This window comes from Mycobacterium sp. Panama NTM2 (genome assembly GCF_054355555.1).
Genome location: NZ_CM135953.1, coordinates 2,348,126 through 2,373,892, shown reverse-complemented (window position 1 = coordinate 2,373,892; position 25,767 = coordinate 2,348,126). Strand labels below are relative to the sequence as shown.

The window sequence follows — 25,767 nt, the reverse complement described above, 5'->3', positions numbered from 1 at the left end:
CACCGCCTACGCGAAGGGTAGCCAATGACCACGACCTGGAGAGATCTCGCCGACGCCTTGACCCCGCACCAGATCGCCGATCTTGAGTACTGGGAAGCACATCCCGACATCCCCCCGCGGGCCGACGGTTCCAGCCCGTCTCCCGAGGACCATGCACGGGCGTTGCGGTTCGCCGCTCGTGAGTTTCTCAGCCAGAACGCAGCAGCGGTCCTGTTCGCTGACGTGGCGCCGCCGCCCGACGACGGGGTGCATTACCCGTGGCAGCCGGACGGTGACGGCGGATGGGCCCGCTACTTCACCGGCACCGACCGCAAGGTCGGCAGCACCACGGTGATGATCAACGGGATGCAGCACTCCGACGGCTCGATCACGCGAACAATCTGCATCGACGGCGAGACGGAGAGCCTCGGCCCCTCGGCGGCACGGCAGGTGGCGGCCGCGATCGTCGAGGCCGCTGACGAGCTGGAGCGGCTGCAGTGACGCAACGACGCGGACCCAAAGCGAGGGCGACGGCGACCTCGACATGGGCCCCACTGATCGATGCCTACCTGATGACGCTGGCCGCGGCTGGGCGATCCGTCCACACAATTGCCCTGCGCCAGCAGCAACTGTCCGCGCTCTCCCGTGAGCTCGGGTGCGCACCGCGCGACGTGACCGGCGTTCATTTCATCCGCTGGCTGAGCCGGCACGCCGACTGGTCTGTCGAGCACCGACGGAGCAACCGCAACGCCGCGCGACTGTTCTTCCTATGGGCGTACAAGGCGGGTCACATACCTGTGCACATCGCCGACGATCTCCCGCAGATCAAGACCGCGGTCGCGGTGCCACGTCCGGCGCCCGAGGTGGTCTGGCGGCAGGCGCTGCAGGTGGCCGATCTGCGCACCACGCTTATTCTGCGACTGGCTGGCGAAGCCGGTCTCCGACGAGCCGAGATCGCGCAGGTGCACACCCGCGATCTGATCGAGGCCGCAGGCGGCGCGCAGCTTCTGGTTCATGGGAAAGGCGGCAAGCGGCGCATCGTGCCGCTCAACGAGTCGCTGGCCGAGCTCATTCGGCGGGGCCCCAGTCACCACACCCCCGGCGCACCGGCCGGCGGCTGGCTGTTCCCCAACATGCTGGGGGGACACCTGACACCGAAGTACGTTGCCCAGCTTGCTCAGCGGATGCTTCCGGCGCCGTGGACGTTGCACACCCTGAGGCACCGCTTTTCGTCGCGCGCCTATCGCGGTACCCGCAACCTGCGGGCAGTGCAGCAGCTCCTCGGCCACGCCTCGATAGCCACGACGGAACGGTATCTGGCCGTCGACGACGACGAGATCCGTGCCGCGGCGATGGCGGCGGCGCTGTGATGGTTCATTGTTCTGGTGGGCCAGCCTCGAGGTCGGCGATGTCCGCAACTGTGTGTTCCATCGCCGCGATTGCGCAGCGATGGATCTCTTCCCACTTGTCCTCTTCCGACAGTGGTGTCGGCGGCGGGTTCTCGCGCAGGTAAGACTCGACCTCCACTGCTCCCAGCATCATCATCTGCCCGGTGCACATGCCTGCGGCTGCTCCGAGGAGTCGCGCCATGCAGCTATGACAGCCTTGCACTTCCTCGACGGCGAGAATGACGGCGTCCGCTGCACCGTTGAGCATGCTCAGAACGATCCTGGCGAAACGCAAGTTGTCGGCCTCGCCAACGCTCTCGTCATCGGCCTGTGCGTGCTTTGCGCAGTGTTCGCAGGTCATGACTTGAGTCTGCGTCACACTCTCCCCGGAGGCGCGTACACCGCGCCCATTTCGCGCACGGCCGAGTTGGCGGCCATGTCGCCGGTCGTCGGGTGGTTGTTCGTCTGGTTGAGCGTGATGGTGGTGTCACCGCGTGCGCCAGCCTGCCCGCTAGCCTGTGCACCGCCCGCTTGATCCATGGGGCCGGGTGGCTGTGCGCTCTTGCCTCCGGCTGCGTTGGGCACGGCTGGCTTTGCGCCCGCTATGCCACCGGCGATCTTGCCCAGCCAAGAGTTCCCGATCGAGGCTTTCGGCTTATCACCCGACGGGAGGAACGTCTGAGCCAGACCCTCCACACCGATGCCGGCGACCTGCCCCGCGTACTTGATCGTCCGGTTGGCTAGCTGCATCCCCATCGACGCCAGCGCGCCACCGCCTGGGAACACCGATGCGGCGGTCGACAGGGCACCCATCGCGCCCTCGCTGATGCCGATTCCGCCTCCCCCGCCACCCTGGGACGGGTAGGACTGGCCGGTCAGCCCCAGGGGCGCTGACTCACCACCGCTGACGCTGCCCACGGGCGGGAGTCCGGCCGGTGACGTGCCGGCCGCGGCGGGATTGTTGAGCCCGGGACTAGTGTTCGCGGGCGAGTAGAGGCCTGGGGTCGCGTAGCTCATGCTCGCTGGGCCGCTGCCGACCGGGAAGTAGTACTGCTTCTCGAACTGTGGGTCCAGTGCGCCGGACGCCGACCCGCCGTACTGCGCCCCGCCGCCCGTGCCGCCGCCGCCCTCGAAGTTCACTCCGTTGGGCAGGGTCGCCGCCATGTGGCCGGACTGTCCAGGGTAGGGATTGACACCGACATTCAGCGCGCCAGGCATGTATCCCGGCCTGAAACCGAGTTTCGCGGCCTCGGCGTCGCTGGCGAAGTTCGTGGTGGTGAACATGCGCGCAGGCGACGCCGCGCCAGTGGTGAGCACCTCGTAGAGATCAGAGATTGAGCCCGAGCAGTCGGCGAGCCCGTTGATCAGATCCGATGCGGGCCCGTACTCGGTCCTGCCCGAGCTGCCCTGCGCGAGGGCGAACATGGCGTCGAGGTTCGGGTTGCCGCTGCTCCCGACGTAGTTCCCGGCGCCGGGAAGAACCGCGCCGCCGGTGCTCGCCGCCGGCAGGTACTGGGAGCCGAGCGCGCCCGAGCTGGCGAGCATGCCCATCAGCCCTGACCCCTGATTCGGGTTGGCTGCCGAGATGGCCGACAATTGAGCCATCGGCCCCGCGAGCGCGAGGCTCCCCACGAAGCGCACAATGTTGTCAGCGATACCGGCGAGTCCCTTGCTGATGCCAAAGTCCGAATCCAGGCCCGCGCCAAGGTCTTTCAGTGAGTCGGTTGTCCCCTGTAGTTGCTTGGTCTGCTTCTCTGTCGCGTTGATCTTCGCGTCGTTGAGCGCCCGATCAGCCTGCAGGCGATCTTGCTCGGCTTTGGCGAGGTCGTTCTTCGCCTTCTGGATCTCGTCGGCGGTGGCCACATTCGACTGCTGCAGCTGGTTGACTCGAGCTTCTTTCTCGGCGACCTCGTGGCGTGCTTCGTCGAGCCGCGTCGTCGCGCTCGCGAGCGAGGCCGGCAGTCCCGCAGTCGAGCTGTACGTCATTGGGAGCACCGGCGCGTCGGGCAGCGACGCTCGAGACGAGCCACCGCCCGCAGCCTCTTGCTGCAAGTCGGTGAGCATCGGCGTGCGCGGCCCCGGCGTTGGGCCTGGCGGCCCCGGCGGTGGAGGTGGCGGCGCCGCTGGAGGACCGCCCGCCGCACCCGCGCCGGCCGTCGGCGCGGCCCCTGTCGGTAATGCGCCGGGCATCTGGCCTGGCGCGAGACCCAGCGCCGCACGCGCCTGGTCGAGCAGCGGGCTAACCCCGGCCGGTGTGTCGATGGTCAACGGCGCCCCGGGGGGCATCGGTGCGCCCGTCTCCGGTGTCCAGCCTGGAGCCGTTGCCGGCCCGATGTTTCCGGAGCCCGGTCCAATCTGTTCGCCCGTCAGAAGGTTGTTGAGAGTCCTGGGCAGCGCGCTCCCGAAGAACTGCCCCAGCTGCGAATTCGCAAGCTTGGTCTGCAGATTGGAGAACGTCTGATCGATGCTGCGATTGAGCACATCCCACTCGTTGACGTGCGCCGAGAGGGTCTGAGTGGCCCGGTCGATCGCACCCTCGGTGTCGGCGAACTGCGTGCGAGCGGTCGACAGATCCATCTTGTTGATGGCGTCGCCCATGTCCTCCCACTGGGTGCCGAATAGCGCCTGCCACGTCAAGGCCTGCTGAATCGGGTCGTCGATGCTGCGTATCGCCTGTAGCGTGGCGCCGAACGCGCTTCTGGCCGAGTCACCGCCGGCCAGGATGCGCCGGGCCATGTCATCGGCGTTGAAGCCGAGCGAGGCAAACCCCTCGGCCGTCTGCTTCGATCCGTCGACCGCGCGGATCGAGAATTCTTTCAGCGAGTCGGCCACCACGTCGGTGTCTCGAGCCGCGCCGTCGAGGCCCTGCTTGATCAGGCCCAGCGCATCGGACCCGTCGAGGCCGAGCTTGCGGAATTGCGTTGAGTACTCGGTGATCGTGTCGAGCCAATCGCCTGAGATGTCGAGGCCGTTCTGGAATCCGGAGGCGATGATGTCGGCGGCTTGGGTGCTGTCCTGCGCCAGTCCGCTGCGCATCAGCTGGCCGGTGGCTCTCGCGGCCTCCTGGGCGCCGACGCCGCCCACCTGAGTGAGCGTGTTGATCTGGGCAAGGGTCGCCTTGATCTGCTCGTCAGTGGCGCGGGGATCGAGAACTCCACCCTGCACGGCGAATTGGATTGTCTGTAGGTTGTCGGGCATCGAGTTGCCGACCGCGTTGACGTAGGCGTTGGCGGCGTTCTCGCCGTAGCGAGCCATCGTCTGCGGATCGAGTCCCATGCGAGCCTGGAAAAGGTCCTGGGTCTGCAGCGTCGCCAGGCCGGCGCTGATCTGGTCGGCCAAGGCCTTGCCCCCGGCGAACCCGAGAGCGCCGAGCCCGGCGATCGCGATCCCCACCGGACCGCCGGCGGCCCCGATCCGCAACAGGGCTGACGACCCGGCGAAGCCCCCGACGAAGTCCTCGGCCATGCCCTGACCGGACTGGCGCACACCCGCAGACGCGCCACGCAGCCCCGAGACGATCGACCCGCCGGCCTGTTCACCGGCCTGGCTAGCGCCCCGAGCGGCCCGCTCGTACTGCTCTAGCGCGTCCGTGGCCTCGCGGATCGCGTCTTTCTCGGCCTTGCGTGCGCGGCGTACTCGCTCTGCCTGCACTTCAACCCCGCGGGCACCCTCGTCACGCATTGCCTTGAGCTGTCGCTCCTGCTCGCGCAGGTCGTCAGTGGCATCACCCACACGCTTGTAGGCCGAGCGTGCCTCGTCGGCCATCCGCTCGACCGCACGACCACCCTCGCGAGCACCGCGCGTGATCCCCTCGGACATGTCTCGCGACATGTCGCGGGCGGCGTCGCTGTAGATGCGCTGCGCCCGACTGGCTGCTGCGGCGGCTGATCGCTCGTCGAGCTCAGACTCGATCCTGAGTGTCAATGGCACGGGCAATCACCACCGCTCTCGGTCAATTTTCGGCCCGTGTAAAAAAGGCTCCTGACTCCGGGTCTGGCCTGCGGGTATGGGGGCACCCCTGAGAATCTTGGCCCCGCCCACCCTGCGCAGGTCGGACCGCCAGTCATCTTCTCTCTCCCCCGGGGGAAACGGTCAGTAGAACCACTGGCCGTCCACAGCCTTGTCGTGCGGCTCGTCGCTGCCCAGTCCGTGCCCTATCTCACTCAGCGGCACTGCAGTCTCGTTGGGCGTGGAGGCCAGCACGTTGGCCATCTCGGGGTCGGCCTCGATCAGCGTGACCCAGTGCTTCTTGCGTCCCGGGGTGATCTTGCCCTTGCTGATCGCGTCGTCGACCGAAGCCTCGATGCGCTGCTTGGCCTCGGCGGCCTTGATGCGCCGGCCCTCGGCCGCGTCTCGCTTGAGTGCCTCGAGACTGTCGTTGTCCATCACGCCGAGGCCCACACGTCGGGCTGCGGCCGCCACAGCTGAGGGCTGTGCTGTCTCAGCCGTGGAGGCAGTCGCGGCGTCCCTCACGGTGGCAGCGATGGTCTCGACGTCGGTGGTGTCGGTGGGCAGGCCCAGTGCTTCGAGCAGTGCCGAGGCCTGGTCGTCATCGAATGTCAGTGCCATTGGTCTGTTGCCCTTCCTAGGCGAGTCCGGTGATCTTCTTCATGGCGTACGGCCGTTCGACCGCGAAGGCCGGGACTGCGAACGCTTGGACCCACCAGGAGCGTGTCGCGTTGTCCTCCCACGCCTTGACGGTGAGCGGTTCCTCGAAGCCCACGGTGCCGACACCGCCCTTCTCCAGCACGTAGGCCGCGCCTGGGGTGGCGCGTGGGTTGGAGAACATCGAGAGCCCGGCGCTGTCGAGCATGGCCTGCAGCTGGTCGCCGTAGGCGGTGCGCAGTCGGTGTGCCTGGTTGGGGTGGACGACGAGCAGGTTGTGCTTGACGCCGAGCTCTTGCAGGTCGCTGGCCAGCTGGGCGGCCGAGAAGTCGGCGGTCGGCCGATCACTCGATGCGGTGATGCTGGACAGGGCGCCGACGAACACCAGGCTCTCCCACGAGTGCCCGGTGACGGTGTTGGAGCTGTCGATCGCTGCCTCAATGGCGGCCATGGCCGCGGCGTCGAGCTTGCGGGCGATGGTGTTCGCGAGCTGGGTGGTCTGCTGGTCGAGATAGCTGACCACGTTGCGCTTGATCTGCTCGGCCGTGACCTGGAACTTGCCGCCCCAGTCGTTGACGGTGGCCAGGTAGGTCTCGGGGTCGACGCCCTCCACCACCTTGTACTCGGCGCCGGGAGAGCGCTTTTCGACGTCCGTGGTGTAGAGGTCGGAGGCCTTGAGGATGGCGTAGAGGATGCCGCCGCCCTGCACTGGCCCGCCGAGCGGGTGGTAGAACTGCGGCGCCAGGAGCTGGCTGTCGGCGAGTTCGGCGATGCGGGCACGAAGGATGCTCGGCTGCTTGAGCGCGATGTCGACGGTGAGGTTACGGCCGCTCAGCTCGGGCAGCAGCGTGGATACGGTAGGCACGGGTCAGTTCCTCTCAGTACAGCGAGATCTCGGCGACGGTGTTGTTCGATGCGGCGGTCAGCGCGTATCCGACGGCCACGCCGCTGGACTTCGCCACCGCCTTGCCCGCAGAGCCGACCTCGACCTCGGCGAAGGCGGCGATGCTTCCGCCGGCGTCGACCTTGACGACTCGGGAGTTGCCGCGGACCACGCGGACCAGTGCGCCGCTGGCGGCGTCGTTGCCTGCGACACCGCAGATTCGGCCGGCTGCGGTGGCGTGCGCGACGGCGATGTTCCCGCCGGCCGCGCGATTGCCGGTGATGGTGAGGAAGCGTCGGACGGTGATGGCCGAGGATGCTTCGCCGGTGATGTCGGCGCCGGGGTCGTAGACCGACGGAGAGATCAGAGGTGTGGATGCCATTGTGGCTCAGCCTTTCTAGGTGGGGATTCGTTGTGCGCGGCGTCGGCGTGCGGCCGCGACGGCGACAGTGCGTTGACGGTCAGCGTTCGGGCAGCGCAGAAAGACAAGGGTGTCGGTGGCCGTGGACACCCTTGCTGCGATGCCGTAGAGGTCTGCGGCCTGCAGGCTCGCGAGGTCGGCGACTCCGGGTCCAACCGCGCCGAGTAGCGCGACGGCATCGAGCACTAGGGGCCAGGTGGTGCCACTTGCCTGGTGGTAGTAGTCGGCGAAACCCTCGACCGAGCGATCGGGGTAGGCCAGCGGAATCACCTCGGCCAATCGCGCTGGGACGTTCACGAAGTCGCCGAGCAGGGTGTTGCCGTCGCTGGAGAGTCGCAGGTTGTCGACGTAGCCCATGGCCGGTGCTCGGTCGTCTTCGTCGCCGTGCCCGATCTTGAGCACGGGCTTGCGCCGGACGCCGGCCTTGTGGGCCTCGACCGCCGATACCAGGTCGGCGGGGGTGACGCGGAAGACGCCGGTGCTGATCTCCCAGCGGCCGACCTTGACGAGCTCGACGCCCGCGATCGTGCGGACGTCAGCCATGCTCACCGGCTTGAGGATTCGGCCCTTCGGATAACGGCCGCCGCGTCAAGTAGCCACCCGCGGCCGGCGCGACGAGCTGGTATCGACCCCCGGCGCGCAAGATCCCGCACGTTGTTCTCGGTGCAGCCGAGGATGTCGGCTGCCCGCTTGGTGTCGAGGATCGCATGCCACGGAGTGTGTGCCGAATCATGTTCGCCGTCAACGAATCTGGCGTCAGCGCCAGATTTTGGGCGTGTTGCGCCAGTATTCACGCCAGTGCGAAGCACTTCGGTGACGTCAACGAGATTCGCCGTGGGCTGACTACCGCGGGCCGCGAGCAGCTCGGCGAGCAGCTCGAGGGCGCGAACGAGGAAATCTGCGGACTCGTGATCAAGCACAAGGCCGCTGACCCGTTTGATCACTGTCCGGCGTCCTCGTCAGAGAGCCGCTGGCTGACGATCTCCTGCCGCAGGCGCTCGAGCAGATGCTCGCGCATGTCGTCGGGAAGGTAGGTGCGCAGCAGGTTTCCCGCCTCCCAGAACAGCGGCCACCCGGCGGTCATCGAGACGTCGGATTCGATCAGGGCCTCTTGGATGCCCCAGCTGTCTCCGGTGAGCCCGTGCACCAGCAGAACCGCTGCGCTCTGGCGCTTCTCGATCGAGTCACTCATCGGTAGGCCTCACCGTCGCAGTGGCCGCCTCGGTCAGCTGACGGGCGAAATCAAGAGCTTCCTCGGGGCTGGCCGTCACGCGGACCACACCGATCGCGATCTGCACGGTGTGCGGACTGAACCGCGGCCAGGCCCGGGCCGCAACGTCGCGCGCTGCGTTGATCCTCACGGCGTCACCACCCGGCAGAACGCGCACAGACCGTCCGGCCCGTCTGGGAGATCGCGGACACACTGCCAGCACAGCGGCGTCAGGACGGGGTCGGATTCCGGATCGCACCCTGCGTGGACAAGGGGTACTCGCTGAGTGCCCATCCCTTCGATCCTTCTTCGTGCGGTCACGAAGAACCGACGGCGGGCTTCTTGTCGGCACCGGCAAGAAGGGTCGCGTTTGAAACGCGACCATTGCTCAGATTTGAGATCCGGCCAAGCCTCGAAGGGTGTCATCTGAAATGACACCCTTCGGCGCAACGGAGTCAGATCAAGCTCCTGTCCACCTGTCCACCTCCTAAGAGAGGGAGGTGGACTGGACAATGGACGGGCCGATGTGGACAGAGGTGAACAATGGACAGTGGTCATTTGCTAGCCGCCTTGTAGAGGGGGAATCGGTGATCGGGGTTGTCGGGCACCAGGTCTCCGCATTTGACGAGGTCATTGAAGGCGCGGATGAAGGTTGCGTGCGCCATCCCGGCGACCTTCTCTAGCTGCGCCCTCGTAGCTCCGGTTGCCTCGAAATACTGGACGAAGGTGGACATCAGCTTGTCGCCGCGCTCGGATTGTCCACCCCCTCGGTGGACAGAAATCACGCAGCTTTCCGAGCCCTTGACCGGGTCGATTCGCAGCTCGTGAGCGTCCTGTTTCGGTCCGTCCTTGCGCTTTTCACGGTTGAGCGTGATAACCGCGCCGTCGGCCGTGACGGAGTAGACCGTGTCCGCGCCGGCCTCGAACACTGACGACCCCCGGAAGGTCTTGCCGTCCTTGCCAGTGTGGTGCACGCCGAGGACAACACCGCGGCCATCCGCTGTGTGGCGTCGAAGTCGATGCAGGACGTCGACCACGAGGCCGCAGTCCTGGGCACTGTTCTCGTCGCCGCCGACCATGCAGCGCGCAAGCGTGTCGACGACCACGAGGCCATAACCGTTGTCGGCGACGAGATCCTGTAGCTCGTGCACGTCTGCTGGTCGGGTGAGGTTGACCGGCTCGGGCAGCACATCGAGGGCCTCGCGATCGGGAATCGTCCTCTGCCAACCCGTCTCCCATGCGTCGATGCGCTGCTTCATGCCGTGTGCGCCCTCAGCGGCGACGTACAGCACCCGGGCCCGCTCGGCTGGCCGACCCTGCCACTGCCTGCCTGTGGCCACGCTGGCCGCCCAGTCGAGGGCGATGAACGACTTGCCGGTCCCCCACCGCCCGTAGAGCAGAGCGATGGTGCCCCGATCCAAGACGTTGTCGATCAGCGCCTCGGGGTCGGGCAGATCGCGCAGCGCAGCCCGCGACAGCAAGGCCGACTTGAGGCGACCAGGGGTGTCCACCTCCTGGACACCCCTGGTGTCCGTCTGGCGGATGTCGTCGTGTTCGTCATCAGGAGGTGGCTCGAACACCCGGTCGTCGAATAGTTGAGCGCTCACCCGCTGACGCCCCGCAGCTGTTCAAGCCTCGTCGCACAGTCGCCGAGCACCCGCGTCAGCAGCGAGACGTGCGATGACAGCTCGGGTTCGGCCGCCTCTCGCGCCGCCGACTGGAGGGCGATTCCGGCGGATTCGATGCGCCTACGCAGTGAGCGAGCGACAACCGCGCCGGCATACGCCCACGCCGCGGCCGCATCGGCGCCCGACGTCGTTGCCGCCTGGAGCTGACCGGCGACCCCGTTGTGCGCTCGGAGGCGGCCGGTGCGCTCGAGTTCGTCGAGCACCAGCGCCGGTCCATGCGGCTTGCGTGCGCCGTTCAGACGGCGGATGGCGCCGAGAACTTCTGCCAGGGCAACGCTTTCGACGTCATCGTCGTGCACCAGCGCGAGGACCGCCGCAGCGTCGGCAGGCGCGGACCACAGAAGTGCGCCGACGAACAGCGCGTCAGCGTTGACATGCGGACCGACCGGCGGGATCTGGCTTATGATGGCGGCATCGGTGTTGTTGTGTGAGGGCCGGTCCTGTGGCGGGGCCGGCCTTTCGCCGTTCACGAGGCCTCACCGCTGTCGAGCTCGGCCAGTCGCGATTTGACCGCAGACCGACGCCGACGAGCCTGGGCGCTCTTCAGCGCCATCCTGGCGTAGTGCGCCTTGCGGAGATGCTCCGCAGCCACCGGATCGCCGTTGGCTTCAGCGAGCCACTTGTCCTCAAGAGCTCTGCGGGCCTTCGCTGTGCGCGCAGCTCGGTCAGGGGTGCGTGCCCACGATTCGTGAGCCGCAATTTGGGATCGGAGCGATCGGAGCTCCGGTGAGAGTTCGGGCATGATGGGCCGTCCCCCTTCGGGTGACGGCTCGCGGCCCAGTCGTGGCGAGCGTTTTCCGGCCCAGCGGAATGACCAAGCACAACGTAACAAGCATTGTGCTAGGTCGACGGCGTGACACGCCGCGAGGCGAACGCTCCGTCGATTAGCAGTTTGGTATCACCCCGTGAAATCGGGCCGGTCAGATCGCGTCCACGCAAGAGGTACTGCGTCGATTCGGATCCGAGACGGAACCACTCGTCGGCGTTACCGGTCAGCGGACGCATCAACGGCTCATCCCGCAAGCGGAAGTTGCTGATCCGGCCGTCGATGTTCCTGGTGTGCGTTCTGTAGACGAAAACCGGCCCGAAGCTTGTCCGGAGAACTTCGCCGAGCAGGAAGCTCGTGCCCACCTCATAGAGGGCAAGGACTCGAAACCGCTTGCGGCTCAGTCCTTTAGCTTGCAAAATGGCCCGCACTTCGACGCTGATCTGGTCGAGATTGGCATCGAAGCACCCGCGTTCCAGCCATCCGGCCGCCGCCATCACAACTCCCCCAGTCCGAGCTTCCGTGCTTCATCGGCCGCTCGCTCGGCCGCAGAGGCGCCGGTGTATCGATCGAGCATGGACCGGGTTGACCAGCCCGCAACGGACATCAGTCCTTGCTCGGAGCCCCCGGCCCGCAGCCAGCGCGTCGCAGCAGTGTGGCGCATCAGGTGCAGATGGAACTTTTCGATGCCGGCCGCCTGCGCACGCCGCTTGAGCGCCGTATTGAGGCCGTGATAGCCGAACTGCTGGCCGCCCCCGCCGAGCCACAGTGCACCGGTCGCGGCAAGCCGATGTGTGCGGCGCGCCCGGGTGTAGCGGTCGATCGCGCTGGCGGTCTGCGGGCCAAACGGCACCACGCGCCCCTTGCCACCCTTGCCGCGACGCACGGTCGCGAGCCCGCGGCCGAGGTCGACGTCATCGGTGCCCATGCCGAGGACTTCGCCGGCCCGCAGCCCGGTCTCGCTCATCAGCCGGACGATCGCCTCGTCGCGGCGGTCGATGAGTTCCTTGCCTTTGCACGCCGCGATGAGCCGCTTGAGCTGTTCATCGGTCAGCGCGTCGGTGACCTTGGTGTCGAGCTTGGGCGGCTTCAGGTCGATCAGCGGGTTCGCGTCGATCTCGCCCTCGTCGACCAGCCAGGCGGCGAAGCGGCGCAGTGCCATGTGTCGAGATCGCGCGGTGGCGGGCTCGGCTCCGCTGTCGAGCAGGGACGCGATGAAGGCTTGGACTGTCTGCCGCTTCAGTTCAGGTCGGGTGTGCGATTGATCACACCAGCGAAGAAACAGGATGACGCCCCGGGTGTAGGCCTCGATAGTCTGCGGCGACTTGCGCTCCGCCTTGAGGGAGAGCTCCCAGGACGTCAGCAGATCGGCAAGATCGGGCAAACTCGGCGGCACGCAGTTATTTTGACATACAGCGCTGTGCTTATGTGTTATCTTCGATCTGTTCAGCGTTTCTGCTGTTCACACCCAGATTCGGCGATAGTAGCCGTTCAACATACTTAGCGATGACGTCGACCTCGAGATTCACCGGCGCACCGACCTCGGCACGCCCCAGTGTCGTCATGTCGAGCGTGGTGGGGATCAGCGACACCTCGAACCAGTCAGGGCCCAGCGCCGACACCGTCAGCGACACCCCGTCGACGGTGATCGACCCCTTCTCGACGATGTAGCGCGACAGTGCCTCGGGCAGACCGATGCGCACCACCGTCCAGTGCTCCGAGGGAGTGCGGGAGACGATGCGGCCGGTGCCGTCGACGTGCCCCTGCACGATGTGGCCGCCCAGCCGGCTGCTGACCGCCGCCGCACGCTCGAGATTCACCCGGGTGCCGACGTCGGCTCCGGTCAGGCTGGACCTGTTCAGCGTCTCGGCCATCACATCGGCGGAGAACGATCCGTCGGCCAGCACGTCGACCACGGTCAGGCACACCCCGTTCACGGCGATCGAATCTCCGTGCCCGGCATCTGAAGTCACGATCGGGCCACGAATGACCAAACGTGCGGCATCGCCGAGGTTTTCCCTGCCGACGATCTCGCCCAGTTCTTCGACGATTCCGGTGAACACCTGTCCAGCCTAGGCCCACCGGCGGACGGTCCTCCCCCGGCGCACCCTCTACGATGCAGGCATGCAGACCCGCCTCTTGGCGCTCGTCGCCGCCCTCTTCGCTGTCGTCACCCTCATCGCGGGGTGCTCCGGCTCGTCGTCCCAGGATTCCGGGACCGACCTGCCCGATGCCACCACGTTGCTGCGGGAGTCCGCCGACACCACGAAAGCCCAGACCAGCGCACATCTGAAGCTCGCCGTGCAGGGGCAGATCGCCGAGCTACCGGTGGAGTCCCTCGAGGGCGACCTCACCCAGAAGCCGACGGTGGCCGCCAAGGGCACCGCCGACATCGTGTTCCTGGGCCAGAAGCTGGAGGGCGTCGAGTTCGTGGTGGCCGACGGCGACCTGTATGCCGCGATCACCGCCGGGGGCAGCCTGTCGAACTTCGGCCCGGCGGCCGACATCTACGACGTCGCCGCGATCCTGAGCCCCGACAGCGGCCTGGCCAACGTGCTGGAGAACTTCTCCGATGCGAAGTCCGAGGGCCGGGAGACGATCGAGGGTGTCAAGACGATCCGCATCACCGGCAACGTGCGGGCCGACGCGGTCAACAAGATCGCGCCGCAGATCGCCGCGAAGGGGCCCGTCCCGGGCACCGCGTGGGTCGCCGAGGACGGCAACCACGAGCTGATGCAGGCCCGCCTGGAGCCCACCCCCGGCAACAGCGTGACGATGACGCTGTCGAAGTGGGGCGAGCCGGTGACGGTCGACAAACCGGCGGTGTGATGCACAACGCACCCGCCCCCGCGGCGAACCGCAGCATCGCGATCGCCGCCGGTGGCCTCGCGGTCCTGCTGGGAGCGCTCGACACCTACGTCGTCGTCTCGGTGATCCGCGACATCATGGCCGACGTCGGGATCGCCATCAACCAGATCCAGCGCGTCACCCCGATCATCACCGGCTACCTGCTGGGCTACATCGCGGCGATGCCGCTGCTGGGCCGGGCCTCGGACCGGTTCGGGCGCAAGCTGCTGCTCCAGGTGAGTCTGGCGGGCTTCGCCGTCGGCTCGGTAGTCACCGCGCTCTCGACCGATCTGACGATGATGGTGATCGGCCGCGCCATCCAGGGCGCCGCCAGCGGGGCCCTGCTACCCGTGACGCTGGCGCTGGCGGCGGATCTGTGGGCCAGCCGCAATCGCGCCGCCGTCCTCGGCGGTGTCGGCGCGGCCCAGGAGCTAGGCAGCGTCCTCGGACCGCTCTACGGGGTGGCCCTGGTGGCCGCCTTCAGTCACTGGCAGGCAGTGTTCTGGGTGAATGTGCCGCTGGCTGCGGTGGCGATGGTGATGATCCATTTCAGCCTGCCTGCCGCGGACAAGGACCGGGTGAAGGAGAAGGTCGACGTCGTGGGCGGGTTGCTGCTCGCCGTCGCCCTCGGACTCGCCGTGGTCGGTCTGTACAACCAGGCTCCGGACGGCAAGCAGGTGTTGCCGAGCTATGGCCTGCCCGTGCTGATCGCCGCGGCGGTCGTGGCGGCCGCGTTCTTCGTCTGGGAGAGGTTGGCCACCACACGGCTGATCGACCCCGCCGGAGTGCATTTCCGGCCGTTCCTGGCGGGTCTCGGCGCGTCACTGTGCGCCGGCGCCGCGCTCATGGTGACGCTGGTCAACATCGAGCTGTTCGCACAGGGCGTGCTGGGCAAAGAGCAGCAGGAGGCGGTGTTCCTGCTGGTCTGGTTCCTCGGTGCACTGCCTATCGGCGCGCTGGCGGGCGGATGGCTCGCCACGAAGGTCGGCGATCGGATCGTCGCCTTCCTCGGGCTGCTCATCGCCGCAGGCGGGTACTGGCTGATCTCGACGTGGACGGTCGACGTGCTGAGCGCCCACCACGACCTCGGATTCGTGCGGCTGCCGACCTTCGACACCGACCTCGCGATCGCCGGTATCGGCCTGGGGCTCGTGATCGGGCCGCTGACCTCGGCCACCCTGCGGGTGGTGCCGGCGGCACAGCACGGCATCGCCTCGGCCGCGGTGGTCGTGGCGCGAATGGTCGGCATGCTGATCGGCATCGCGTCGCTGTCGGCGTGGGGGCTGTACCGGTTCAACCAGTACTTCCAGGAGCGCCTGGCCGCGATCCCTGCGCCCACCGGGGTGTCACCCGGCCAGATGCTCCTCGAGCAGGGTCGGCGCCAACTCCAGGCGACACGCGAAGCCTACGTGCTGCAGTACGGCGAGATCTTCGTCATCACCGCGGTGGTGTGTGTCGTCGGGGCGCTTCTGGGGTTGTTGATCAGCGCCAGGCACGAGCGCGCCGACGACCCCGCCGAGCGCTCCGATGCGGCGCCTCAGCAGCGCTCGAGCCCGCGGCCCATCAGCTGAGGCGCGGCGGAGAGGTCGTCGAGGTCGGGGACGTCGTCGATCCGGGAGGTCTCATCCATGGTCAGGCCCCGCCACGCATCGCGGATCACCGCTTTGATCGTCTCCGGGGTGACCGGGCTGTAGCTGAGCCAGTCCTGCAGTGCAGTCATGCTCTGTTCCTTTGTTCGTGCTCACCATGCGCAACTCGTCGGTGAAAGCGCGATATTCCCCGTCAGTCTAACGAGGGATCCACGGGGTGGGGTCCGCACCTTCTCCGGGCGCGCCGCTCGCAGGCGCCTGTGGAAACCCTTGATGGACAATGGGTAACGATCCGATAACGACGACGATCAGGCTTTGATGAGGCTGAGTAACACATCCGGACCGACCGGATGGATGCCGTCGTAGCGCCACCGCTGCGCCTGACCGATGCTGGACACGCCGACGTCGTCGACCGCAGTGATCGGCCCGCCGAGCAGAATCGGCGCCACGTAGGCCAGGATTCGATCGACCACGCCGGCCCGCAGGAACGCTCCGGCCAGGGTTGGACCGCCTTCCACCAACACGTCGGTGCGGTCCGACAGCGCCTGGACCACTTCGTGCGGGTCTCGGGTCCGGATGACCATGGTGCGCGAGTCGTCATTGAGAACCGTTGCATCAGGGGAGATCTCACGCATGCCGACCACCACGCGCAGCGGCTGCTGAGCGGTCAGGGTGCCGTCGGGGCGGCGCGCGGTCAACGCGGGATCGTCGGCGAACACCGTGCCGGTGCCCACCACGATGGCATCGGCGATCGCACGTCGCCGGTGCACGTCGGCGCGGGCCGCTTCTCCGGTGATCCACCGACTCGTGCCGTCCGCTGCCGCACTGCGACCGTCCACGCTCGTCGCGGACTTCCATGTCACGTGCGGCATTCCAGTGCGCTGTTTGTGCAGCCACTCCCGAAGCGGACCACCCGCCGCAGCGTCGGCACCGACCCCCGCGGTCACCGTGACGCCCGCGCGAGCCAGTCGGGCGGCGCCGCCTGCGGCGACGGGATTCGGATCCGCGACGGCGAAGACGACATTCGCCACCCGCGCGGCGAGAAGGGCGTCCACACACGGTGGTGTGCGGCCGACGTGATTGCACGGCTCGAGTGTCACCACCGCGGTGCCGCCGACGGCGCGCTCCCCCGCCCGCCGCAGTGCCAGCACCTCGGCGTGCGGGCCGCCGGGCGGTTCGGTGGCACCCACGCCGGCGATCTCACCGTCGGCGTCCAGGATCACCGCACCTACGGGCGGGTTCGGATACGTTGTGCCCTTGACCTTTTCGGCCTGCTCGAGAGCCGCGGCCATCGCGGCGTCGAGATTCACGGTGCGAGGTGGCTGGCCGCCTGAGCGCGCAGCGCCGCGACAGCGCGCGCGGGATCCTCGGCACCGTAGACGGCCGAACCCGCGACGAAGCAGTCCACGCCGGCCTCGGCCGCCGCGTCGATCGTGTCGGCGCTGATGCCGCCATCGATCTCGATGAGCACGGTGAGTTCACCGGAGTCGACCAGGCGGCGCACGATGCCGACTTTGGGCAGCACCTCGGCGATGAATTTCTGCCCGCCGAACCCGGGTTCGACCGACATCACCAGCAGCGTGTCGAAATCACGCAGGATCTCGAGATAGGGGTCGACGGGTGTGCCGGGCTTGATCGCGAGCCCGGCCTTCGCACCGGCAGCCCGGATGTCGCGTGCCACGGCGCGGGGGTCGTCCGTGGCCTCGGCGTGGATGGTGACGTTGTGCGCACCGGCCTCGGCGTAGGGCGGGGCCCAGCGCGCCGGGTCCTCGATCATCAGGTGGCAGTCCATCGGAATGGCGGTGACCTCGAGCAGCGACTCGACCACCGGCAAGCCGAGCGTGAGATTCGGCACGAAGTGGTTGTCCATCACGTCGACGTGCACCCAGTCGGCACCCTCGATCGCGGCCACCTCGTCGGCGAGCCGGGCGAAGTCGGCGGCCAGAATCGACGGCGCGATCATCGGGGCGGTGCGGGCGGACTCTCCTGGCATGGGGTCAGCCTATCGGGGCCGCGGTGACGCGAAGGGCGGCGGCGAACATCGCATCGGTTCCGTGCCGGTGCGGCCACAGCTGCACCGATGACGCCTCGCCCGCGTCGGTGGCCGGGGCGAAAAGAGCACGGGTGTCCAGCGCTTCGACCGGGTGGCGGCGCAACGCGTCGGCCACCACGCCGGTGGTCTCGGCCAGATGCGGGGAGCAGGTGGCGTACAGCACGACCCCGCCGGGCCGCGTCAGCCGGATCGCCGAGGCCAGCAACTCTCGCTGCAGCTTGGCCAGCGGAGCCACGTCACCGGGCCGGCGCCGCCACCGCGCCTCGGGTCTGCGGCGCAGCGCGCCCAGCCCGGTGCAGGGGGCGTCGACCAGCACCCGGTCGAAGCCCGGGGTCAGGCCGGGGTCGCGACCGTCCACCCGGAGCACCTCGACGGGCAGCCCCGCGGTGTTCTGCTCGACCAGTTCCGCGCGGCGAGGCGCGGGCTCCACCGCCGTGACCTGGGCGCCGACGGGTCGGCCCAGAGCCGCGAGCAGCGCGGTCTTGCCCCCGGGGCCCGAGCACAGATCCAGCCACCGGCCACCGTCGGGACCGTCGAGCTCGGCCATCGTCAGAGCCCGCGCGACAAGCTGGCTGCCCTCGTCCTGCACGAGGGCGCGACCGTCGCGCACCGCGGCGAACGCGCCCGGGTCCCCCTCGGTCAGGTGGACCGCGTACGGCGAGAACGGGCCGACGGTCCCGCCGACCTCCGCGGCCAGCTCGCCGGCGGTGATCTCGCCTGGGCGCGCGACCAGATGCACCTCGGGCCGGGCGTCGTCGCTGGCCAGCAGCGCTCCCAGTTCGTGGGCGCGGGCACCCAGCGCGTCGGCGAAGGCCTGCGCGACCCACCGGGGGTGGGCGTGCACGAAGGCGAGGTGGCCGATCGGGTCGGTGGCGGCGGGCGGGGCGAGTTCTGCCACCCACGACGCCTCGTCACGGCGGGCGATGGTGCGTAGCACGCCGTTGACGAAACCGGCTCGCGCCGTGTCGAATTCGATGCCTGCCTGCTCCACCGTCGTGGACACCGCAGCGTGGTCTTCGACCCGGGTGCGCAGAATCTGGTAGGCGCCCAGCCGCAGTAGGTCGAGCAGCACGGGGTCGATGCGCTCGACCGGGCGACCCGCCGCGGCACCGATGATCGCGTCGAGCAACCCTTGCGCGCGGCAGGCGCCGTAGGTCAGCTCGGTGGCGAACGCGGCGTCGCGGCCGGTGATCCCGCGGTCACGCAGCATCGCGGGCAGCGCGAGGTTGGCATACGCGTCGCGCTCCGACACCGCCCGCAGCACGTCGAACGCGGCCCGGCGGGCCGGATCCAGTGGGGTGCGCCGCTGGGGCCGCCGGGCCCCCTGGGGTCGCCGGGGTCGGTGCGGGCGCGTCACTGCAGTGAGCCGATCTCGGCGAGGCGCGCACCGCGCGCCCAGTCGGCGGCGTTCATCGGTTTCTTGCCCGGCGGTTGCACGGTGTGCAGTTCGACGGCGTCGGTGCCGGTACCCACCAGCACCCGCTTCTTCTCGACACCGAGCCGGCCCGGTTCCAGGTCGCTGCGGCCCGAGTCACCGTCGACCACGGACACCGGCCCGATCTTGACGCGCTGCTCGCCGAGCATCGTCCATGCTCCCGGGTTCGGCGTGACGGCGCGGACCCGCCGGTCGACCACGTGGGCGGGGAGGTCCCATCGGACGCGGGCGTCCTCGACGGTGATCTTCGGGGCGACGCTGACGCCCTCGGTCGGCTGCGGCACCGGGGTGAGCGTGCCGTCGGCGATCCCGTCCATGGTGGCTTCCAGCAGACCGGCGCCGGAGTCGGCCAACCGCGCCAGGAGCTCACCCGCGGTGTCACGGGGCGTGATGGTCTCGGTGACGACGCCGTACACCGGACCCGAGTCCAGGCTCGGCTCGATCTCAAAGGTCGTCGCCCCGGTGACGGTGTCCCCGGCGGCGATCGCGGCCTGCACCGGTGCCGCACCGCGCCATGCGGGCAGTAGCGAGAAGTGCAGGTTGACCCAGCCGTGCGCCGGCACGTCGAGCAGGCCGTCGCCGAGCAGGGCGCCGTAGGCCACGACGGCGCAGCACTCCGGCCCCAGCGCAGCGAGTTCGGCGACGAATTCCGGCGAATTGGGGCGCGCTGGCCGCAGCACCGGGATGCCGGCGTCGAGGGCCAGCGCAGCCACCGGGGACGGGATCGGGGTGCCGCGCCGGCCGACGGCGGCATCGGGGCGCGTCAGGACGGCGATCACCTCGTGGCGCGGCGACGAGAGGAGGCGACGCAGGGACGGAAGGGCCGGCTCCGGGGTACCGGCGAAGACGAGACGCACCGGGCCAGTCTAGGAACCGCCTACTGGGGCTGGCGGTAGTACTCCTTCTCGCTGACGCCGCTCAACGGTGCGACGAACATCCACGGAATCGTGCCGATCAGCCGATTCAGGGTGGCCACGGAGTCGTTGTAGTACTGGCGCGCGAAGGCGAGCTTGTCCTCGGTGTCGGCGAGGTTGCGCTGCAGATCCAGGAAGTTCGCGGACGAACTCAGTTGCGGCGAGCCCTGTCCGAGGGTCAGCAGCGGTGTCAGCGCGGCGTCGAGTTGCCGCTCGGCGTCGCTGCGTTGTGCCACCGAGCGACCCGCCGTCGCCGCGGTCAGCGCCTGCGTGGCGTCGGTGACGCGGTCCAGCACATCCTTCTCGTGGGCGGCGAAGGTGGCCACGGCGTGGACCAGGCTGGGGATGAGCGATGCACGCCGGGTCAGTTCCACGTCGATACCGGCCAGCGCCTCGGCGACCCGCACGTCGGCCGATCGGATCTTGTTGTAGCCGACCACATATCCGGCACCGATCAGCAGCACCACGACCAGCACGATGGCCAGCACGACGCTCACCACGATCCGCCTCCTCCGCCGCCGCCACCGCCGCCGCCACCGCCACTGAAGCCGCCGCCACTCGACGAGGACGAGGAGGACGACGACTGCGAGGCGGTGTACGCGCCGATCGACGACGACAACGCCGATTCGAAACTGTCGAAGTCCGCCCCGCCCCCGCTGTCCACCGCCCGCGACGTCGCCGGCCCCGACGTGACGTACCAATCGGGTTGCGGCGCTGCAACGTTCATGGAGGTCTGATACTTCGCAGCCCAGGCCGCGGCGACTCCACCGGCCACCGCGAACGGAACGTACGCCGTGTAGAGATCCCGGCGGGCAGAGAAGTCGAAGCGGGTCTCCGCCGAGTCCGTCGCGAGCACACGGTGGAATCCGCCGGCCCGAGACCACAGGTCACGCCCCGCTGCGGTGCGCCGCGAACCCACCCCGTCCCGCCATGACATTGCCGTCAGCAGGAAGAACACCGCGAAGGGCAACGCCCACAGCGTGATCGGGAAGCCCCAACGGAAGAATCCGCAGACCATCAACAGGAACGCGACCGCGTTCGCCGCGCGCAGCCACAGTTCTTTCTTGCGGGGCTCCACCAGTGCCTCATCGCGCGCCCACGCCTGCACGGCCTTGGTCATGTCTTCCTTGGCCTTGCTCAGCTTCTGTCCCGACGTCTTGGTCTTCTTGGCCGTGAACTCGCTGCCGGTGCTCATCAGCTTCAGCCGGGAGGCAACGGCCAGGGTGACCGGGTCGAGGCCCGCCCACTGGCCCGGCTGGGCGATGCTGCGCAGCTTCCATTCCTTGTCGCCGAGCTGCTGCAGCGTGATGAGTTTGCGCTCGGCGAGGTAGAACAGCGTCGCGGTCAGCCCGTTCTTGGGGACCGCCTCGGTGCGGATGTATTCGACCTGCACCGGCCCGAGGCCCGGCGGCGGGGCGTACTGCAGCGGGAATCCCGGCGACGGTTCGGTCACGCTGCGCAGCCACAGCACGGCGCCTGCGCCGGCGGCGAGGGTGAGCCCGAGCAGCCACAGCACGCCGGTGACCGACTGGCCGAGGATGCGGTCCCACGTGTAGGGCCACGGCAGCGTGGCGCGCGCAGGCGTCGGCACGTCCACACCCGCGCGCAGGGTCACCGGTGTACGGGGCGGCAGCTGCGACGCCGTCGCCGCCACGCTGTTGCCGCTCGCGCGCAGCTCATCGCATGCGCGTCCGACGCCCGCACCGACCGAGCACTGCACCGCTCCGACGGCGCCGGGCAGCGTCACGTCGATCTCCGCGCGGTCGATGCGGTTGTTCCACGACGGGGCGATGACGTTCCAGAAGAACACCGACGGTGAGTCGGCCGGTGCTCCCACGGTCTGGGCAAACCGGCGGTCGGCCCCGGTGGAGCCGGGATCCAGCACCCCGCGGATGCGGTAGGCGATCTCGAACACGTGCCCTCCGTCGGACAGTGTTCGGTCGGGGTCACCGATCTTCGCGACGCGGAAGCGTCTGCCGTCTTCCCACAGCATCTGGTAGGGCACCGGTGCTCCATCCAGCTGGATGGAGGTGATCTCGGGCAGCTGGCGGACGTGAGAGTCGTTGCGGTTGGCGACATCCCAGTACCGGAAGATGCCGTGACGATCGGTGGTGTAGACCTGCGCGGTGATGGTCTCGACCGCGGTCATGTCCCCCGCCGGGTCGACCGTGGCGGTCATCCGGTAGTCGCTGATCACCACGGGATCTTCGGGCACGGGTCCGCCGGCGCCGCCGCCGGTGAACAGCAGCGGCCACAGCAGTCCGAATGCGATGAGCAGCAGCGGGATCGACGCCTTGGCCACCCGCCGCACGGACATGGGCATCACCCTATGTGCAATGGGTCGATCTGGACACGCACCGGCTCGTGGTCGTGGCGGGCACTGTGCACGGCGGTCGCTTTGCGCAGTGCCGCGGCCAGCGCCAGGCCGTCGGATCGCGCTGCCCGCGCCAGCATGCGGATCACCGGGTGTTCGGGCGCGACGCCGGGCGGGCGGCGCACACCCACCGGCAGGTCGACCGGCCCCAGCAGGTCGGTGCCGGCGGGCAGGGCCGCATCGTCGAGCAGCGCGTGCACGGCGTCGGCGGTGCCGTCGACGGCAGCCATGTGCACGGCCGGCGGGAGCCCCACCTCCGCGCGCGCCTCGAATTCGGCGTCGGCGTGGCCGACGGGGTCCCACCGGATGAGCGCCTGCACGGTCGGGATCGCCGACTCGGCGACCACCACCACCGCTCCCCCGTCGTCGCGGCGGCGAACCAGGGCCGCCGCCGACATCCACCGGCGCAGCGTGTCCTCGGCCGCGCGCAGGTCCTGCCGCCCGAGCAGTGCCCAGCTGTCGAGCAGCAGCGCCGCCCCGTAGCCTCCGTCGGCGACGGGTTCGACGCCCGGGGTGGCGACCACCACTGCGGCGCGCTGCGGTACGGACTCCACCACGGCCTCGCCGCCCGAGGTGACCACCGCGACGCCCGGAAAGGCCCGGCCGAGTTCCTCGGCGGTTCGCCGGGCCCCGACGACGACCGCGCGCACCGCGTCCGAGCCGCACCGGGCGCAGCGCAGTGCGAGCTCCTCGCGTCCGCACCATCGGCAGACCGCCCCGGCCGCGTCGCGGCTGGCCAATGACAGCGGCCCGGTGCAGTGCCGGCAGCGGGCGACGGTGCGGCAGCGGGCGCAGGACAGCGCGGGCACATAGCCGCGCCGCGGCACCTGCACCAGAACCGGGGCGCCGGCGGTCAGCGCGGCGCGGGCGGCGTCCAGCGCCACCGACGGCAACCGCGCGGTCCGCGCGGCCGGGTCGCGCTCCTGGGCATAGGCGCTGTCCTCCAGCGCGATCATCCGCGGAGCGGCCGCCCGGACCGTCTGCCGCGGGGCGGTCAGGTCGTGAGCCCACCCGCTACGTACCAGCGCCTGCGCTTCGGCGGTGCGCGCGTGGCCGCCGATCACCGCGGCGCAGCGCACCTGGTGGGCACGCAGCATCGCGACCTCGCGGGCATGGGGATAAGGGGCGCGGGGTTCGGCCAGCGAATCGTCGCCGTCGTCCCACATGAGCACGAGACCGAGGTCGGCGACCGGGGCGAACACGGCGCTGCGGGTGCCTATTACCACGCGGGCGTCTCCGCGCAGCACCGCGAGCCACCGGCGGTAGCGCTCCGCAGGCCCCAACCCCGCGGAGAGCGCCACCACTCGCGTGGTGTCGACGAGCGCACCGCATGCCGCCGAGAGCCGGTCGACGTCGCGCTGGTCGGGCACCACGGCGAGCACCGAGCGGCCGGCGCGCACGGTCACCGCCGCGGCTTCGGCCAGCCGGGCCGGCCAGTCATCGCCTGGCAGCGCCTGCCAGACCGCGCGGGCGGCGCGACCGTCGCGCAGCGCGGCGATGAACTGTGTTCCGCCGCTGTAGGCCGACCACGCGGCGGCATCGATATCGGCAGGGACGTGCGGGTCGAGCGGGACCGCAGGCCGTTTCTCGACGGTCGCGTGCCGCGGCGGGATCGCCAGCCGCAGCACGTCGGCACGTGTGCCGGCGTAGCGCGCGGCGACGGCGTCGACGAGCCGGCGCACATCGTGCGTCAACACCGGCTGCGCGGAGACCACCTTCTCCAGCCACCCCAGGCGGCCGCCGTGATCGGTCTCCGAACGCCGTTCGAGAACGAACGCGTCGACCAACCGGCCGTTGAACCTCACCTTGACGCGGACCCCGGGTTGCGCGTCGTCGGACATCTCGGACGCGACCAGGTAGTCGAACTCCCGATCCAGGTGCGGCACCGTCAGCATCGGCAGCACCCGCGCGATGGGCTCGTGTTCGGCAGCCTCCCGTCCGACGGTCACCCCGCAGGTCTAGCAGAGGGCTCAGACGACCGGCCGAACAGCACGCCCGCGGTGATCAGCAGCAGCGATGCCGCGTAGACCCACCAGATCGGCACCGCCAACGTCTCGTCGCCGAGAACGAACCGGCCGATGCCGATCATCGCGTCGGACACCGCGAAACAGACCGCACCCAGCGCGGTCCACGGCGTCGGCAGGTCGGCCAGCAGTGCCGTGCACACCATCGCGCCCAGCACGGCGATGTAGGCCGTGACCGGAACCGCCATCCCGTCGGCGACCAGCCGCGGCCAGAACCACACCAGCAGACCCGCGCACGCCAGCACGGTCACCGCGGCGGCCAGCAGCCGTGCCGGAGTCGGCCGCACGAGAGGCCACAGCGTGACCAGGAAGCACACGTGGGCCACCAGGAACGCCGCCAAACCCAGCACGAACGACGGCTCCCACCACGGCATCGCGAGGAGGAAGTCGCCGGCGGCGGAGAACAGCAGCGCGCCCACCAGCCAACGGCGCTCGCGAGCGATCGGGTGCGCCCACGCCGCCGCGGCGAGGAGCACGGCCGCGAGCGCCTTGACCGCGGGCTGGGCGCCGAAGCGGCCGGTGAGCTCGGCGCCTGCAGGCACGTGCGTCGCGGTGACGATCAGAAACACCCCGTAGGTCGCGGCCACGGCGGCCGCGGCTGCCCACAGTGCAATCCGGCGGGTGATCACAGGGGCGAACCTACTAAAACCCGCGGACGCTACCGTGTGGGCCATGGCTGACCTCGATCCCGTGCTGGCGAAGGTGCTCGACGCGGTGCCGTTCCGACTGACCACCGACGGCGGGCCCGAGCTCGCCCGGCAACGCTTCGCCGAGCTCCCGCGGGCGGAGGTGTTCCCGGAGGTGACGACCGCCGAGCAGAGCGTCTCCGGTCCGGCCGGCCCGGTGCCCGTGCGCATCTACCGGCCCCCTGCCGAGGCATCGGCGCTTCCAGTGGTGGTCTTCATCCACGGCGGCGGGTGGTCGGTGGGTGACCTCGACACCTACGACGCGGCGGCGCGCCTGCACGCCGTGCGCGCCGAGGCCCTGGTGGTGTCGGTCGACTACCGGCTGGCCCCCGAGCACCCGTACCCGGCGGCCGTCGAGGACGTGTGGGCGGTGACGCAGTGGGTGGCCGAGCGCGCCGACGAGATCGGCGGCGACGCCGCGCGCGTCGCAGTGGCCGGTGATTCGGCGGGTGGCAATCTCGCCGCGGTGGTCGCCCAGCAGGCCCGCGACGCCGGCATCCCGCTGCGGCTGCAGCTGCTGTGGTATCCGTCGACGACGTTCGACACGTCGCTACCGTCGTTCACGGAGAACGCCGAGGCGCCGATCCTCGGTGTGGCGGAGTGCAAGGCGTTCACCCGCTGGTACGTCGGCGACACCGATCTGACGCAGCCGCCTGCCACGCTGGTGCCCGCAGTCGGAGACCTCACCGGCGTGGCGCCCGCCCACATCGTGGTCGCCGGCCACGACCCGTTGCGTGACGACGGCGCCCGCTACGCGCAGCTGTTGAGCAGCGCCGGGGTGGACGCCGCGCTGCACACCGCCGACACGCTCGTGCACGGATTCCTCGGCTACTACGGCGTCGTACCTGCCGCGACGGAGGTCACCGACCGGGCGCTGGACGCGCTGCGCGACGCGCTGAAATAGG

29 protein-coding genes and 1 pseudogene are annotated in these 25,767 nt (G+C 69.3%); 5 read left to right on the top strand and 25 right to left on the bottom strand.

Features of this window, described 5'->3' with window-relative positions:
- Positions 1 to 24: 24 nt before the first annotated feature.
- Both ACXYX3_RS11380 and ACXYX3_RS11375 read left to right on the top strand, forming a co-directional pair.
- Positions 25 to 480: a hypothetical protein gene (locus ACXYX3_RS11380; protein ID WP_458611748.1), complete on the top strand. Its 456-nt coding sequence runs from the start codon at positions 25 to 27 to the stop codon at positions 478 to 480.
- A complete protein-coding gene (locus ACXYX3_RS11375; protein WP_458611747.1) occupies positions 477 to 1,349 on the top strand; it encodes a tyrosine-type recombinase/integrase in 873 nt (290 codons plus the stop codon). Before ACXYX3_RS11380 ends, ACXYX3_RS11375 begins: the two co-directional genes overlap by 4 nt.
- Positions 1,350 to 1,353: 4 nt before the next feature.
- On the opposite strand, the gene ACXYX3_RS11370 is transcribed toward ACXYX3_RS11375, so the two are convergent.
- The 16 genes and pseudogenes from ACXYX3_RS11370 to ACXYX3_RS11295 all read right to left on the bottom strand — a co-directional run bounded on the left by ACXYX3_RS11370 (position 1,354) and on the right by ACXYX3_RS11295 (position 13,003).
- Positions 1,354 to 1,728 carry a hypothetical protein gene (locus tag ACXYX3_RS11370; RefSeq protein WP_458611746.1) on the bottom strand — a complete coding sequence of 125 codons (375 nt, stop codon included), beginning with the start codon at positions 1,726 to 1,728 and terminating at the stop codon, positions 1,354 to 1,356.
- Between the two features lie 14 nt (positions 1,729 to 1,742).
- The gene (locus ACXYX3_RS11365) at positions 1,743 to 5,297 is read right to left on the bottom strand and encodes a phage tail tape measure protein (protein WP_458611745.1); all 3,555 of its coding nucleotides are present in this window, start codon (positions 5,295 to 5,297) and stop codon (positions 1,743 to 1,745) included.
- A 162-nt stretch (positions 5,298 to 5,459) separates the two neighbouring features.
- Positions 5,460 to 5,936, bottom strand: coding sequence for a hypothetical protein (locus ACXYX3_RS11360; protein WP_458611744.1), 477 nt, complete (start codon positions 5,934 to 5,936; stop codon positions 5,460 to 5,462).
- A gap of 16 nt (positions 5,937 to 5,952) precedes the next feature.
- A complete protein-coding gene (locus tag ACXYX3_RS11355; RefSeq protein ID WP_458611743.1) occupies positions 5,953 to 6,837 on the bottom strand; it encodes a major capsid protein in 885 nt (294 codons plus the stop codon).
- Between the two features lie 13 nt (positions 6,838 to 6,850).
- Complete coding sequence (locus ACXYX3_RS11350; RefSeq protein ID WP_458611742.1) at positions 6,851 to 7,237, bottom strand: DUF2190 family protein; 387 nt, start codon at positions 7,235 to 7,237, stop codon at positions 6,851 to 6,853.
- A 15-nt stretch (positions 7,238 to 7,252) separates the two neighbouring features.
- Positions 7,253 to 7,819 carry a hypothetical protein gene (locus tag ACXYX3_RS11345; RefSeq protein WP_458612050.1) on the bottom strand — a complete coding sequence of 189 codons (567 nt, stop codon included), beginning with the start codon at positions 7,817 to 7,819 and terminating at the stop codon, positions 7,253 to 7,255.
- A 2-nt stretch (positions 7,820 to 7,821) separates the two neighbouring features.
- Positions 7,822 to 7,929, bottom strand: coding sequence for a hypothetical protein (locus ACXYX3_RS11340; RefSeq protein WP_458612049.1), 108 nt, complete (start codon positions 7,927 to 7,929; stop codon positions 7,822 to 7,824).
- Between the two features lie 287 nt (positions 7,930 to 8,216).
- A complete protein-coding gene (locus ACXYX3_RS11335; protein ID WP_458611741.1) occupies positions 8,217 to 8,468 on the bottom strand; it encodes a hypothetical protein in 252 nt (83 codons plus the stop codon).
- Positions 8,461 to 8,637: a hypothetical protein gene (locus ACXYX3_RS11330; RefSeq protein ID WP_458611740.1), complete on the bottom strand. Its 177-nt coding sequence runs from the start codon at positions 8,635 to 8,637 to the stop codon at positions 8,461 to 8,463. The genes ACXYX3_RS11335 and ACXYX3_RS11330 overlap by 8 nt, the downstream gene beginning before the upstream one ends.
- Positions 8,638 to 9,040: 403 nt before the next feature.
- Positions 9,041 to 9,997 (bottom strand): AAA family ATPase, encoded by a 957-nt coding sequence (locus ACXYX3_RS11325; protein ID WP_458611739.1) that lies wholly within the window; start codon positions 9,995 to 9,997, stop codon positions 9,041 to 9,043.
- A 92-nt stretch (positions 9,998 to 10,089) separates the two neighbouring features.
- Positions 10,090 to 10,644, bottom strand: coding sequence for a hypothetical protein (locus ACXYX3_RS11320; protein WP_458611738.1), 555 nt, complete (start codon positions 10,642 to 10,644; stop codon positions 10,090 to 10,092).
- The gene (locus ACXYX3_RS11315; RefSeq protein WP_458611737.1) at positions 10,641 to 10,766 is read right to left on the bottom strand and encodes a hypothetical protein; all 126 of its coding nucleotides are present in this window, start codon (positions 10,764 to 10,766) and stop codon (positions 10,641 to 10,643) included. The genes ACXYX3_RS11320 and ACXYX3_RS11315 overlap by 4 nt, the downstream gene beginning before the upstream one ends.
- 248 nt (positions 10,767 to 11,014) lie before the next feature.
- The gene (locus tag ACXYX3_RS11310; RefSeq protein WP_458611736.1) at positions 11,015 to 11,437 is read right to left on the bottom strand and encodes a hypothetical protein; all 423 of its coding nucleotides are present in this window, start codon (positions 11,435 to 11,437) and stop codon (positions 11,015 to 11,017) included.
- Positions 11,437 to 12,102: a tyrosine-type recombinase/integrase gene (locus tag ACXYX3_RS11305; RefSeq protein ID WP_458612048.1), complete on the bottom strand. Its 666-nt coding sequence runs from the start codon at positions 12,100 to 12,102 to the stop codon at positions 11,437 to 11,439. The genes ACXYX3_RS11310 and ACXYX3_RS11305 overlap by 1 nt, the downstream gene beginning before the upstream one ends.
- A gap of 18 nt (positions 12,103 to 12,120) precedes the next feature.
- Positions 12,121 to 12,336: pseudogene (locus tag ACXYX3_RS11300) on the bottom strand (phage integrase N-terminal SAM-like domain-containing protein); the annotation flags it as partial.
- 28 nt (positions 12,337 to 12,364) lie between these two features.
- A complete protein-coding gene (locus ACXYX3_RS11295) occupies positions 12,365 to 13,003 on the bottom strand; it encodes a riboflavin synthase (protein ID WP_458611735.1) in 639 nt (212 codons plus the stop codon).
- 61 nt (positions 13,004 to 13,064) lie between these two features.
- On the opposite strand from ACXYX3_RS11295, the gene ACXYX3_RS11290 reads away from it, so the two are divergent.
- Positions 13,065 to 13,769: an LppX_LprAFG lipoprotein gene (locus ACXYX3_RS11290; RefSeq protein ID WP_241203749.1), complete on the top strand. Its 705-nt coding sequence runs from the start codon at positions 13,065 to 13,067 to the stop codon at positions 13,767 to 13,769.
- The gene (locus ACXYX3_RS11285) at positions 13,769 to 15,358 is read left to right on the top strand and encodes an MFS transporter (protein ID WP_458611734.1); all 1,590 of its coding nucleotides are present in this window, start codon (positions 13,769 to 13,771) and stop codon (positions 15,356 to 15,358) included. Before ACXYX3_RS11290 ends, ACXYX3_RS11285 begins: the two co-directional genes overlap by 1 nt.
- Here ACXYX3_RS11285 and ACXYX3_RS11280 read toward each other — a convergent pair.
- The 9 genes from ACXYX3_RS11280 to ACXYX3_RS11240 all read right to left on the bottom strand — a co-directional run bounded on the left by ACXYX3_RS11280 (position 15,325) and on the right by ACXYX3_RS11240 (position 24,850).
- Positions 15,325 to 15,507: a hypothetical protein gene (locus tag ACXYX3_RS11280; RefSeq protein ID WP_241203751.1), complete on the bottom strand. Its 183-nt coding sequence runs from the start codon at positions 15,505 to 15,507 to the stop codon at positions 15,325 to 15,327. The two genes, ACXYX3_RS11285 and ACXYX3_RS11280, sit on opposite strands and share 34 nt — an antisense overlap.
- A gap of 177 nt (positions 15,508 to 15,684) precedes the next feature.
- Complete coding sequence (ribD, locus tag ACXYX3_RS11275) at positions 15,685 to 16,686, bottom strand: bifunctional diaminohydroxyphosphoribosylaminopyrimidine deaminase/5-amino-6-(5-phosphoribosylamino)uracil reductase RibD (protein WP_458611733.1); 1,002 nt, start codon at positions 16,684 to 16,686, stop codon at positions 15,685 to 15,687.
- Positions 16,683 to 17,369, bottom strand: coding sequence for a ribulose-phosphate 3-epimerase (gene rpe, locus ACXYX3_RS11270; RefSeq protein WP_241203753.1), 687 nt, complete (start codon positions 17,367 to 17,369; stop codon positions 16,683 to 16,685). The genes ribD and rpe overlap by 4 nt, the downstream gene beginning before the upstream one ends.
- Before the next feature lie 4 nt (positions 17,370 to 17,373).
- Positions 17,374 to 18,786, bottom strand: coding sequence for an RsmB/NOP family class I SAM-dependent RNA methyltransferase (locus ACXYX3_RS11265; RefSeq protein ID WP_458611732.1), 1,413 nt, complete (start codon positions 18,784 to 18,786; stop codon positions 17,374 to 17,376).
- The gene (gene fmt, locus ACXYX3_RS11260) at positions 18,783 to 19,721 is read right to left on the bottom strand and encodes a methionyl-tRNA formyltransferase (protein WP_458611731.1); all 939 of its coding nucleotides are present in this window, start codon (positions 19,719 to 19,721) and stop codon (positions 18,783 to 18,785) included. Before fmt ends, ACXYX3_RS11265 begins: the two co-directional genes overlap by 4 nt.
- A 20-nt stretch (positions 19,722 to 19,741) precedes the next feature.
- Complete coding sequence (locus ACXYX3_RS11255) at positions 19,742 to 20,278, bottom strand: LemA family protein (RefSeq protein WP_458611730.1); 537 nt, start codon at positions 20,276 to 20,278, stop codon at positions 19,742 to 19,744.
- Positions 20,272 to 22,095 carry a DUF2207 domain-containing protein gene (locus ACXYX3_RS11250; protein ID WP_458611729.1) on the bottom strand — a complete coding sequence of 608 codons (1,824 nt, stop codon included), beginning with the start codon at positions 22,093 to 22,095 and terminating at the stop codon, positions 20,272 to 20,274. The genes ACXYX3_RS11255 and ACXYX3_RS11250 overlap by 7 nt, the downstream gene beginning before the upstream one ends.
- Positions 22,096 to 22,100: 5 nt before the next feature.
- Positions 22,101 to 24,047 carry a primosomal protein N' gene (locus ACXYX3_RS11245; protein ID WP_458612047.1) on the bottom strand — a complete coding sequence of 649 codons (1,947 nt, stop codon included), beginning with the start codon at positions 24,045 to 24,047 and terminating at the stop codon, positions 22,101 to 22,103.
- A 50-nt stretch (positions 24,048 to 24,097) separates the two neighbouring features.
- Complete coding sequence (locus tag ACXYX3_RS11240) at positions 24,098 to 24,850, bottom strand: lysoplasmalogenase (protein ID WP_458611728.1); 753 nt, start codon at positions 24,848 to 24,850, stop codon at positions 24,098 to 24,100.
- Here ACXYX3_RS11240 and ACXYX3_RS11235 point away from each other — a divergent pair.
- Positions 24,849 to 25,766 carry an alpha/beta hydrolase gene (locus tag ACXYX3_RS11235; RefSeq protein WP_241203760.1) on the top strand — a complete coding sequence of 306 codons (918 nt, stop codon included), beginning with the start codon at positions 24,849 to 24,851 and terminating at the stop codon, positions 25,764 to 25,766. The genes ACXYX3_RS11240 and ACXYX3_RS11235 overlap by 2 nt on opposite strands.
- Position 25,767: the final 1 nt, after the last annotated feature.

Coding starts and splice junctions, on each gene's coding strand:
- ACXYX3_RS11380 (WP_458611748.1), top strand. CDS start 25: ATGACCACGACCTGGAGAGATCTCGCCGACGCCTTGACCCCGCACCAG.
- ACXYX3_RS11370 (WP_458611746.1), bottom strand. CDS start 1,728: ATGACCTGCGAACACTGCGCAAAGCACGCACAGGCCGATGACGAGAGC.
- ACXYX3_RS11360 (WP_458611744.1), bottom strand. CDS start 5,936: ATGGCACTGACATTCGATGACGACCAGGCCTCGGCACTGCTCGAAGCA.
- ACXYX3_RS11350 (WP_458611742.1), bottom strand. CDS start 7,237: ATGGCATCCACACCTCTGATCTCTCCGTCGGTCTACGACCCCGGCGCC.
- ACXYX3_RS11345 (WP_458612050.1), bottom strand. CDS start 7,819: ATGGCTGACGTCCGCACGATCGCGGGCGTCGAGCTCGTCAAGGTCGGC.
- ACXYX3_RS11335 (WP_458611741.1), bottom strand. CDS start 8,468: ATGAGTGACTCGATCGAGAAGCGCCAGAGCGCAGCGGTTCTGCTGGTG.
- ACXYX3_RS11310 (WP_458611736.1), bottom strand. CDS start 11,437: ATGGCGGCGGCCGGATGGCTGGAACGCGGGTGCTTCGATGCCAATCTC.
- ACXYX3_RS11305 (WP_458612048.1), bottom strand. CDS start 12,102: ATGGCACTGCGCCGCTTCGCCGCCTGGCTGGTCGACGAGGGCGAGATC.
- ACXYX3_RS11290 (WP_241203749.1), top strand. CDS start 13,065: ATGCAGACCCGCCTCTTGGCGCTCGTCGCCGCCCTCTTCGCTGTCGTC.
- ACXYX3_RS11285 (WP_458611734.1), top strand. CDS start 13,769: ATGCACAACGCACCCGCCCCCGCGGCGAACCGCAGCATCGCGATCGCC.
- ACXYX3_RS11280 (WP_241203751.1), bottom strand. CDS start 15,507: ATGACTGCACTGCAGGACTGGCTCAGCTACAGCCCGGTCACCCCGGAG.
- rpe (WP_241203753.1), bottom strand. CDS start 17,369: ATGCCAGGAGAGTCCGCCCGCACCGCCCCGATGATCGCGCCGTCGATT.
- ACXYX3_RS11250 (WP_458611729.1), bottom strand. CDS start 22,095: ATGTCCGTGCGGCGGGTGGCCAAGGCGTCGATCCCGCTGCTGCTCATC.
- ACXYX3_RS11245 (WP_458612047.1), bottom strand. CDS start 24,047: ATGCTGACGGTGCCGCACCTGGATCGGGAGTTCGACTACCTGGTCGCG.
- ACXYX3_RS11235 (WP_241203760.1), top strand. CDS start 24,849: ATGGCTGACCTCGATCCCGTGCTGGCGAAGGTGCTCGACGCGGTGCCG.
- ACXYX3_RS11240 (WP_458611728.1), bottom strand. CDS start 24,850: ATGGCCCACACGGTAGCGTCCGCGGGTTTTAGTAGGTTCGCCCCTGTG.